Origin of the sequence: Pseudoalteromonas luteoviolacea DSM 6061 (assembly GCF_001625655.1) — a bacterium.
Classification (GTDB): Bacteria; Pseudomonadota; Gammaproteobacteria; order Enterobacterales; family Alteromonadaceae; genus Pseudoalteromonas; species Pseudoalteromonas luteoviolacea.
On sequence record NZ_AUYB01000092.1, the window covers coordinates 31728 to 42132 of the forward strand.

At 41.1% G+C, this 10405-nt stretch carries 12 protein-coding genes; 7 read left to right on the plus strand and 5 right to left on the minus strand.

The window, feature by feature from the left end:
* Positions 1-23: 23 nt before the first annotated feature.
* The 3 genes from creD to N475_RS06155 all read left to right on the plus strand — a co-directional run bounded on the left by creD (position 24) and on the right by N475_RS06155 (position 2650).
* Complete coding sequence (gene creD, locus N475_RS06145; RefSeq protein ID WP_063356566.1) at positions 24-1370, plus strand: cell envelope integrity protein CreD; 1347 nt, start codon at positions 24-26, stop codon at positions 1368-1370.
* Positions 1371-1486: 116 nt separating this feature from the next.
* Positions 1487-2119, plus strand: a complete 633-nt coding sequence (locus N475_RS06150) for a LysE family translocator (protein WP_063356565.1) — start codon at positions 1487-1489, stop codon at positions 2117-2119.
* A gap of 18 nt (positions 2120-2137) precedes the next feature.
* A complete protein-coding gene (locus N475_RS06155) occupies positions 2138-2650 on the plus strand; it encodes a GNAT family N-acetyltransferase (protein ID WP_063364866.1) in 513 nt (170 codons plus the stop codon).
* Positions 2651-2682: 32 nt separating this feature from the next.
* Here the strand turns inward: N475_RS06155 and N475_RS06160 are convergent, their stop codons facing one another.
* Both N475_RS06160 and N475_RS06165 read right to left on the minus strand, forming a co-directional pair.
* Positions 2683-3366 (minus strand): tRNA (adenine(22)-N(1))-methyltransferase TrmK, encoded by a 684-nt coding sequence (locus N475_RS06160; protein WP_063364867.1) that lies wholly within the window; start codon positions 3364-3366, stop codon positions 2683-2685.
* Positions 3367-3975 carry a TetR/AcrR family transcriptional regulator gene (locus N475_RS06165; RefSeq protein ID WP_063364868.1) on the minus strand — a complete coding sequence of 203 codons (609 nt, stop codon included), beginning with the start codon at positions 3973-3975 and terminating at the stop codon, positions 3367-3369.
* 190 nt (positions 3976-4165) lie between these two features.
* On the opposite strand from N475_RS06165, the gene N475_RS06170 reads away from it, so the two are divergent.
* From N475_RS06170 to N475_RS06180, 3 genes are all read left to right on the plus strand, one after another.
* The gene (locus N475_RS06170) at positions 4166-5206 is read left to right on the plus strand and encodes an MBL fold metallo-hydrolase (protein WP_063364920.1); all 1041 of its coding nucleotides are present in this window, start codon (positions 4166-4168) and stop codon (positions 5204-5206) included.
* A gap of 84 nt (positions 5207-5290) precedes the next feature.
* Positions 5291-5653, plus strand: coding sequence for a nuclear transport factor 2 family protein (locus tag N475_RS06175; protein ID WP_063356561.1), 363 nt, complete (start codon positions 5291-5293; stop codon positions 5651-5653).
* A gap of 85 nt (positions 5654-5738) precedes the next feature.
* On the plus strand, positions 5739-6101 hold the full coding sequence (locus N475_RS06180) for a hypothetical protein (protein ID WP_063356560.1): 363 nt from the start codon (positions 5739-5741) through the stop codon (positions 6099-6101).
* A gap of 29 nt (positions 6102-6130) precedes the next feature.
* On the opposite strand, the gene N475_RS06185 is transcribed toward N475_RS06180, so the two are convergent.
* Positions 6131-6976, minus strand: coding sequence for an ADP-ribosylglycohydrolase family protein (locus tag N475_RS06185; RefSeq protein WP_063364869.1), 846 nt, complete (start codon positions 6974-6976; stop codon positions 6131-6133).
* A gap of 44 nt (positions 6977-7020) precedes the next feature.
* Positions 7021-7410 (minus strand): hypothetical protein, encoded by a 390-nt coding sequence (locus N475_RS06190; RefSeq protein WP_155732550.1) that lies wholly within the window; start codon positions 7408-7410, stop codon positions 7021-7023.
* Between the two features lie 209 nt (positions 7411-7619).
* Between N475_RS06190 and N475_RS06195 the strand changes: the two genes are divergently transcribed.
* Positions 7620-8552, plus strand: coding sequence for a glycerophosphodiester phosphodiesterase family protein (locus N475_RS06195; RefSeq protein ID WP_162269586.1), 933 nt, complete (start codon positions 7620-7622; stop codon positions 8550-8552).
* A 50-nt stretch (positions 8553-8602) separates the two neighbouring features.
* Here N475_RS06195 and N475_RS06200 read toward each other — a convergent pair whose 3' ends face one another.
* The gene (locus tag N475_RS06200; protein WP_063364872.1) at positions 8603-10393 is read right to left on the minus strand and encodes a sulfite reductase subunit alpha; all 1791 of its coding nucleotides are present in this window, start codon (positions 10391-10393) and stop codon (positions 8603-8605) included.
* Positions 10394-10405 lie beyond the last annotated feature (12 nt).

Below are 10405 nucleotides of genomic sequence, written 5' to 3' on the forward strand. Positions count from 1 at the left end.
TTGGCAAACCTAAGGAGTTAGTGATGAACAATCAAAATAAAGAAAGAATAGGCGTTAAGTTTGGCATCCTTATTGGACTGATTATTATATTGATGATCCCAATGGTCATGATTAAAGACTTAATTTATGAACGAAGCGAGATGCAAGAGCAAGTGAAGCAAGATATCGCAATGAGCAGCAGTGCACAGCAGCGACTCTTGGGCCCGTTTATCTATGTTGAATATGAACGAGACATAACACGCGAAAAGACTGTAAGTATCGTTAAAGAACAAACATTTTTACTCCCTGATACGCTGCAAATTCACAGTAAACTAGATACTTTTGAAAAATATCGCAGCATCTACAAAGCGACGCTATATCGCTCTAACAACACGCTAACAGGCGTGTTTAAAACCTCTGAGCTTGAGTTTCTAAAAAAGCATCGTGTGACTTCGATTAGTTTGGCTTTTGGTATTTCTGATATCCGGGGTATTGGATTAGACTCAGTGGTTAAAGTTGCCGATGAAAAGGTTAAAATCCTGCCGGGTACACAATTGAGAAAATTACCGGATGGCATTCATACCCCATTGAATTTATCTCAATTACTAAAGGACTCTGAATTATCTTTCGTAGCAGATCTTTACTTACAGGGCATGGAAAAGCTATCTATTTCGCCACTAGGTAGAGAATCACGTATAAGTATGGCTGCGAACTGGCCTCACCCCAGTTTCGAAGGTGCTTACTTACCAGTAAACTCTGATATTAGTAATGAAGGGTTTACTGCGAACTGGCAGGCGAGTTTTTTTTCTACCAATATGAAGAGCACTTTTGAGAACTGTATCTTGCGCAGTATTTGTAGTGATTTGACTGAACGTACCATGGGCGTTTCGCTGGTGGACCCTGTTGATCACTACCTAAAAAGTCATCGTGCTGTGAATTATGCGCTTATGGTCATTTTATTGGTAATGGCGAGTTTTTTCCTGTTAGAGCTTGTAAGAGAGGAACCTATTCATCCAGTTCAATATGGATTTGTTGGTCTTGCACTGGCTATTTTCTACTTGCTTTTGATTTCACTAAGTGAACACCTTGGCTTTGGAGTTGCTTATATGATTTCCACACTGGCTGCCACAGGCTTATTGAGCTGGTATGTCACCGGTGTACTAAAAAGCAAAGTGCTCGGTGGGTATTTCTTTATCGGCCTAACTCTACTGTATTCGTTGCTCTATGGCATGCTTGGAGCGGAGGATTACGCGTTACTAATGGGCAGTCTAATATGCTTTATTGTATTGTCGTTGGTGATGATCCTGACTCGAAGAATAAATTGGTATAGTAGTAGTCGCAAAGAAGTGACGGCGCAAGAGGTTAGTCCTGCTAGCAATGCGCCCAGCTAAATTGGTTTATACTAGATATACTCGCGGTAAATTAATAATTTAGATGCATTTTATTTAGCACTCTTGTGTGGCAGTATTGACGGTTTTTTAGCAATTAAAAGACCGAGGAATGAGTTATGCCTGAGCTTACAATACTGCCACTATTTATTGTCACAACCGTACTTTTAGCTATATCACCTGGTCCTGATTTGCTGTTAATTTCGGCGTATTCATCAGGGCAAGGGTTTATATCTGGCGCTCGCCTCGCGCTAGGAATATTTATTGCGGGTCTTGTCCAAACTATTGCTGTGGCACTTGGCCTTGGTCAATTAATGCAGCAATTTCCGCCTATTGCCATGGGGATTAAATTACTTGGCGCACTGTATTTAGCATGGTTGGGGGCGACTATGTTAAAAAAGTGGTGGTGCAAAAATGAAGTATCAACCGATTGCACTATCAGCCAAGTAAAAAATAGTAAAGAACTGGTGCTAAAAGGTTTTCTTAACAACTTGATGAACCCAAAAGCACTGTTGTTTTTCAGTGTGTTCTTAACTCAGTTTACAACCTCGCACTCCCCAATGACGCCACAAATACTGGTTCTTGGTGTATTGCTCAGCACCATAGTTTTATTGATTAATCTCATTTTTGCTTTTTCTTTTAGTCAGTTAAGTAAAGTAATCGCTGGTAAGTTTCAACTCGGCCGTCACTTTGATGGCCTATTAGGCGTGCTATTTTTAGCATTGTCAGCGAGACTAGCGACATCAAAATAATAATATGCAGGAAATTAAATGACTCAAATCGCGCAAATAGAAACCGAACGATTACGCTTGGTGACACCGACAGAAGCATGTTTGGAGACTTACCTAGACTTTTACACTGATGGTGCAGCTTCTCAATTGTATGGTGGACCAATAGAGCCTGCACAAGTACTAGCAAGACTTAAAGCAGATCTTGGGTCATGGTATTTGTGTGGTTTTGGGGTTTGGGTGATACAAGAAAAAGCCACCAATAAATACATCGGTACTTGTGGCTTTTGGCGAGGCTACAATTGGCCAACAGAACTTACTTGGTGGTTGTTACCAGAGGCTCGAGGCTGCGGCTATGCGAAAGAGGCCTCGCATGCGGCAATTAGTCATGCTTATGAAAAGCTTGGATTTAAAGAAGTTCGAACCTATATGAATGATGAAAACATCGCTGCGCGTATGTTGGTGGAGCGCCTTGGTGGCGTTAAAATAGAGAGAAAACTGTTCCCTGATGGGCTTTATCGAGATATCTACAGCTTGCCAAAGGAGAATGCTTAAGCATTCTCCTATTTTAGTAAAGGCAATCTACGTTAGCGGGTCGATTTTAAAGTAACTTGCTGATAAGCGCTAAGGATGTCAGATACATCGGTATTACCTTGGCTAATACGAGTGTAGTGAGAGATTGTTTTATTTAAATACTGCTCAGCAATTTTGCGCTCAAGGTCGTCTCGATAATGCCAAATATGCTCACCAATAGGACTAACAGCCGCCTTTTCTTCCTCAATTGATGACACATAGATTAATTCATAAATACGTTTGTTTTCACTGATCAGCAGCTCGTTTTTTAAGCTCAGTTTGAGTGTGTTCAGTGATTTACGCAACGTGAATAAATGATGCACAGGACAAAGTATAAAATCTATGGTTAGGTGTGGGTGCTGACGAGTGATCTTTTGTACAAAATCGCTACATAAATCGCCTCCTACACCGGCAATTATGACTAGGTGTCTGCCCGGATACTTTGCGAGTGGCAATTTAGCAACATCTAGACAGTGGGTTTGCCATTTTTCACTTTTATGTTTATAAAAAGTGTCCAGTTTTTTATCTAGTTCTTCGATTAAATGCGTAACAATATCTACAAAATGGATTTTTGCGTCTAGATTTTGATCCAGTAATCTGGCTCCAAGCAAGCCATGGTCGCAACAACAGTCCCAAATGTGTGTGTAGTCATTACTAACAAGCTCACTAATTTGTAAAAGGCGTTTTCCTAACTTCATTTAAGCACCTGATTGAGCAACTTGATACCGTGCTAAAAATGTCTCAACAGTTTGCTTTATAACAAAGTCTTGTGTCATATGAGGTTCTAATGCAAACCCGTATAGACGAGGGTAAAAAATAAACGACTTCAATTGAAATACAAATTGTTTTGCCGCAAAAGTAATGTCTTCAACACTTATCACCCCATCATCTTGTGCCGCTGTTAAGAATTCCTCTAAATAGCGCATACAGCCTACTTTTGTATTGTTTAAATGTGCGGCCATATCAGGGTTTTGCAATAACTCTAAAAACGCGACTCGAGCAATTCGTAAGAATGCATCTGATGTAAGTAGTTGGGCTTCTGCCGCAGCAATATCCATGAGTTGTGAACGAATACACGTTTGTGGCGTATAAACCAAGGTATGGCCCTGTTCAACAAGGTTAAGCATGTTTTCAATTACAGCGTAAAGTAGCGCTTCTTTACAATCAAAGTGGTTGTACACCGTGCGCTTTGAAACCTCTGCTGTTTGTGCAACTAGATCCATACTGGTTTGCTGAGCGCCATTTTCGGAAAACAGCTGTTCGGCAGCTTGGATAATTTGTAGACGCTTTTTCTCTGACAGCTTCATATGAACTCCTTACTTAAGTGCGGCTAGTTTAGCGGATTTTAAAAAAACTTGCACTAGGTAGTTTACTTTTAGTTGATAACGTGAAAAACTGCACAGTGTAGTTTACTTTTTCTGGTGATATATGAAAGCTAGATACAAATTATCTTTACTGGTCGCGGTGATTTTTGGTTTAACAGTTGGAGGATGTGCAATGGTTTCTAATTTAGATGCGCAAGTAAGCGAAGATGGGTATGGCTCTTTGCAGTATAAAGACGGCAAGTTTTACAATACTGGCGAAGTAGAGCAGCCTAGCCTAAAAAAGACATTGGGTATCTTTTGGCGTTTTATCACGGAGTCTAAACAAGACCCAATGCCAAAAACCCCACTACCTCTAGTTCAGCAGAGCAATGATATGCTAGCACAGCTTTCCAATGATCAAATTCACATGATTAAATTGGGTCATTCATCAGTATTGCTTAAAGTGCATGGTGAATACTGGCTACTAGACCCTGTATTTTCAAAACGTGCGTCACCATTTAGTTTTGCGGGCCCTGAGCGTTTTCATGAAACACCCATAGCATTGGATGAGCTGCCACAGATAGACCGAATTCTCATTTCTCATAATCACTATGACCACTTAGACAAAGAGAGCATTTTGTCACTAGCGAAGAAAACAAAAGAGATTTTCGTCCCTCTTGGGGTTGAAGGTGACTTAGCACAGTGGGGTGTTGACCAAAACAAGGTAAAATCATTTGATTGGTGGCAGGAGCATAGTGACAAAACATCTCTGGTAGCTTTTGTGCCAACTCAGCATTTCTCTGGAAGAGGGCTCAGTGACGGTAATAAAACACTATGGGGATCTTGGGTAATAAAAGCCAACGAACAGCGTATATATTTTAGCGGAGACTCAGGGTATTTTGATGGGTTCAAAGAAATTGGTCGCCGTTATGGTCCGTTTAATTATACTTTCATAGAAACGGGTGCATATGACAAAGACTGGGCCGACATTCATATGACACCTGAACAAAGCGTTCAAGCACACCTTGATCTCAACGCAGAGGTTATGCTTCCGATCCATAATGGTACTTTTGATTTGGCCTTTCATTCTTGGTATGAACCATTGGAACGTGTTACCGCAGAAGCTCAGAAAAAACAGGTGACAATCAACACACCTGTGGTTGGAGAGGTGATCACAGCTGGAGAGCCTCACAACAATGCCTTTTGGTGGAAATCTTTAATGTCTAAAGGCTAAGCTATAATTAACTCGCTTAACAGCGTAGCATCGAATGTATATAATTACGGTCCAAATAACAGACTATGTTTTTGGACCTTTTTTATGTATACAGAAATAGAACAAGCAACCATCGTAATTGTTGACAGACAACTCGAAGCATATAACAACCAAGATATTGATGCGTTTGCGGCAACTTACAGCGATGATGTAGAAATATACCAGTCACATACATTAGTGTTTAAAGGCAAAGAAGCGCTAATTGAGCGTTATGGTGGTAAATTCGCCAGTTTAAGCTACCTAAATGCCACTTCTTTGAATCGAATGGTGCAGGGTAATTTTTTAGTAGATCATGAACTTGCACAATCTTCGTCGCAGGCAAATAAAGAGATTGATCATAGTGTAAAAGTCATCGCTGCATATGAAGTAGAAAATGGGTTGATTAAGCGCGTAACCTTTATGGGTTAAATATTTATCCAGCATACAAAATTGGGTTTACAGTGTTTTTGATATTGATTATCATTTACAGTAAATGTAAACCCAGCCTTTGCTTATGCTTAACTCTGACCTCCAAGCGAAAGATGCGCACAAGCGTGCATATCAAGATGCCAATGCAGAATTTGCAGTGCATGCCATGGTGCTAAGGCACAGCCCCGCAAGTGTTGATAACCTAGCGGCGTATATTCGAGCTGCAAAAAAGCTGATGGACATTTGTATCAATGATGAAGATAGGCTTTTGATAATTAATTTGAAGTTGTGGTTTAGACGAAACTTAGTATTAAACCACGGAAGAGGCTCTGCAAACTTAAGCTTTCAAGCAATGTGCGAAAGAGAGCTTAATGTGCTCGATAAATACTTAGTCCAAGTGTTCGTGCCGTTTGGCAGCAATATCGTGCCTTTACTCAAAAAGGTTTAGGAAGCCTAAGGTGGGACTTCCTAGACTGTCTATTTTAGTTTAGGTACAGCACTAAAAAGCTTCTCATCTAGTTTAACTAAATAGTCTTTACCATACTTGTTGTTTTCTAAATCATCGTATAAAAACAACGGTAAATCGTTGCTGTATTCATCACTTAAGCTCGCGATCCCAAGCGCACAGGCTGCGATGGTATCGACATCACCACCAAATGCCACAGACTGAGTGAGCAATTCAGAATAACTGTCTTCAGATTGCAATACGGTTAGTAATGCATTCACGGTTTCTAAACCACAGCAGGCAACTTCACCTTGCCATTGTGTATTCCAGTTTATACTTGTGTGAGATTGCACAAATTTTCCAAGCTGCGATTTCGGGCCTAAGTTGTAGTAAAAGTAATGACTTGCAAGTGCTACGGCCTGCGAAGAGTTGATACCAATTGGGGTGTTATGAGTAATAGAAGCTTGCGTTTGTGCTTTTTGAAGTACTTCTTGTACCGTAGAAAAAAGGCCTATTGGTACAGATCGCATGGCTGCTCCATTCGCGATACTGTTTGGTTTAATCTTCGTTAGAAATTCGTCAGCCGAAGAGATTGAGTCCAAAAATGCATAAAAGCCCTTTGAGTAGCCTAGGCGCTGATCTCGTTTGAAGCAGTCAACAAATCTGCGAGTGATTGCCTGCTTATTCCATGATTCTCCGTCAATGATGAGTTCAGCCAGTGCTAACGACATTTGCGTGTCATCTGTATAGTGCCCTGGGGCAATACCAAGTCCGTGCTCATGGTAGGCGGTTAGGTTGTTAACTCGAGTTATTTTCTCTCTGTCAGCAAACTCAAAGCCTGCGCCATACGCGTCACCAATGGCAATTTCTAACAACATGTTGGATCCTCAAGATATTAAACAATGACCATAAAATTGACTAGCTAGCTTTCAACCATAGTCATTGTCAGTCCATTGTGTGTTTCTTTAAATATATAAAAAGTAAATACTTGGTTCTCATTCACAGAACCTGAGCTAAAAATCATAAATGTAAGAGGGCTATGACTTATAAAACGATACTCGAAGGGGGAGTTCCATTTGTCGAGTGGAACTTGGTATAGCAAGGCTGGGTGCATATCTACCAAGAGTTGCAACGAGCTTAGTTTTTCTAGGTCATGACCCAGTTGTTTATGATAAATATAAAGCGCATGAGAAATTTGCTTTACTGTTGCTGTGTCCGATTCAATAATGCACTTTGAGTGCTTATCAAAATAACAAAACACTAAGGATAAAGATCCAACCAACAAAATAAACAATGCACTCTTTTTTATCATATGTAAATTTTAGTAACTGCGACGATTAGCAGTTTTACTGCCCTGAATTGACAGGTTTATCATGCAAATACAGAAAAAGAAAGCCCAAACTTTACTCATTTGATGAAGTATAAATATATTTCTACCTTCATTGCCTATTTTGGCAATTCCTTATGTTTAAGGGCTTTGGTAAAATATCAGACTTAAAAGCTTATTTTTTGAGGAGTTTCATGAAGCACTGGGCTGTACGTATATCTGTCTTAATACTGATTATTTTAATTGCAAGACAACCCGATATAGAACTCGATCATCAAGGGAAAATCATATCGTACAAGGGATTAGTACAACCAACTGACTATAGAGGTGTGACAAATACATCATGCACCGCAGATAGACTGACTGAAGTGAAGCACCCTTACATCGAAAATACCATACCGGCGATTGCAAAAGCGTTTGAATTGGGCGCTAATACAGTGCATTTGAATATTCATGTTACAGCAGATAAGCAAATAGCTGTATTTCATGACTGGACGCTAGATTGCCGAACAAATGGTGAAGGGGTCACATCTGAACAGTCAATGGAGTATCTTAAAACTCTGGATGCTGGATATGGTTATCGCATCGGTGAAGAGGAGGTATATCCATTTCGAGGTAAAGGCGTTGGTTTAATTCCTTCGCTTGATGAGGTATTGGCACATTTTCCTCAACACGCATTTTTGCTTAATATGAAAACGGCAGGCCCAGAAGCCATTGAAGTTTTAGGGTCGTACCTTAATAAACTGAGTTCAGAGCAACGAAGCCGCTTAAGCTTTATCGGAATGCAAAGTATTGCTGAGGCGATTAATGAAGAGTTCCCCGCACAAATGACTTATTCAAAAGAAGTGGGTAAACGTTGTTTAGTTAAGTATATCTTTATTGGGTGGTCGCGTTACTATCCAGGCTCATGTTCAAATACGACACTCGTTATACCTGAGCAGTTTGGGCGCATTCTATGGGGGTGGCCGGAACAATTTGCAGCAAGGGCACAGCAAAACGGCAGTGAAGTTTATCTCTACCAAAAGTCTCAGCCGTACTCGAAAGATTCAGACTTTAGAGAGCAGGGCATCGGTCTATTTACGGGTGATATGACAGGTCTTGGAGAGTCACAAGTACCCTCACAATAAGACCACTTCATTCAGATGCCAAACAGGTATAAACCTGTTTGGCATCTCGTTTAATATACATCTCGTACGTAGCGTTTCTGTTTTTTAAGATTGGCGATATATTCCTGAGTTTGATCTGGACTTAAATTGCCTTGTTTTTCGATGATTTGGTGGAGTGCTTTATCAACGTCCTTCGCCATTCTGAATGCATCTCCGCAAACATAAATGTAGGCACCGCGTTCTAACCACTCAAATAGTAAGGCTCCTTGCTCTTGCATTTTATCTTGCACATAGATTTTTTCTTGCTGATCACGCGAGAATGCAAGGTCTAAACGAGTTAACAACCCCTGCTGTTGCATATCTTCAAGTTCCTGCTGATACAAGAAATCATTGGCTTTTGTCCGATCACCAAAGAACAACCAGTTTTCGCCAGTGGCTTGAGTCGAGAGACGCTCTTCTAAAAACCCTCTAAATGGGGCTATTCCGGTACCAGGGCCAATCATAATAATTGGCGATGTTGGGTCCTGTGGCACACTAAAATGTTTATTTGGTGCAAAATAGCACTTAATCTTGCTACCCGACTCGCAAAGGTCGGCTAAAAATGTTGAGCAAACACCATTGTGAACGCGCCCAGCTTGCTCGTATCTAACACTTGCTATCGTCAGATGTACTTCATTCGGGTGGTGCTTGATGCTCGAAGATATGGAATATGCGCGCGGTGCCAATGGTTTTGCCAATCTAATAAAGTCACTGGCAGTAAATGAATTGGGCGCATAACGCTTAAGTAAGTCAATACTGTCTAGCCCCCAGACAAAGTCGTTCAACGCTTGTGTGCTTTCTTCTAACTTTGCTATAAACTCCTGATCACCGCTGCGCGCTGCGACCTCAGTAATAAACTCTTTACTTGGAATACGTATTTCTAAGTCTTCAGTAAATATTTTTTGCAGTTCTTGTGTGTGCCCATCGTATTGTTCATGTTGCTCTTTTCTGGCACCTAACAAGCTTATAAGTTCATCGACTAGCTCGGGACGATTGGTAGGCAGTAAGTTAATTGCATCACCAGCATCGTATGACTCTCCGGAGTCCAAAAGTGATAGCTCGTAGTGACAGGTCTCTTTACCTGAGCTTGGGTTATTCAGGGTGTATTTTTTCAGCAGCTGTGCTTCAAAGGGGTTGTCTCTGGTATATTTCGGTTTGGCTTTTTTATTCGCCGAGGGAGCGTTTGCTGGCATAACTTCAATGTCACCACGGCTGCCTTTTTGCGCAATAGTGGGCAAGGCTTCAGCTATCCATTCGTGAGCTGCAGACTCATAGGCAACGTCGCAATCAACTCGGTTCGCGATACGTGTCCCCCCTAAAGCAGCAAGCCTTTCATCCCATTGGATGCCTGCCAAACAGAAGTCATCGTAATTGGTATCTCCCAATGCCAGTACAGAGAAAAAAGTGTTATCAAATCTTGGGGCATCGTCTGCTGAAATACAATCCCACAAAGCTTGAGCGTTATCTGGCATTTCGCCTTCACCATAAGTACTGGTAACGACCAGTAATCGCTCGGCTTTGCACAGCTGGTGAAGGTCGACATCGTCCATATCTTGAACCTGTGGCGTTAATCCGTGATTTCTTGCAATATCAGCAGCCTCTTCAGCTACGCTTTCCGCATTACCTGTTTGGGAACCGTAAATAATGGTAAGCGGTTTGACTTGTGGACTCGTTGTACTGGTGGTTGTAACGTGCTCTTCTTTAACTAACAGACGTGTGTGCAAACCAGCCAAGAAACCGCCTAACCATTGCCTTTGGTCGTCATTGAAAGGGATATCTTGCGGTAAAAAAGGGACTTTTTTGTTACTTTTTAGTTGTTCCATATTGTTCTCCTA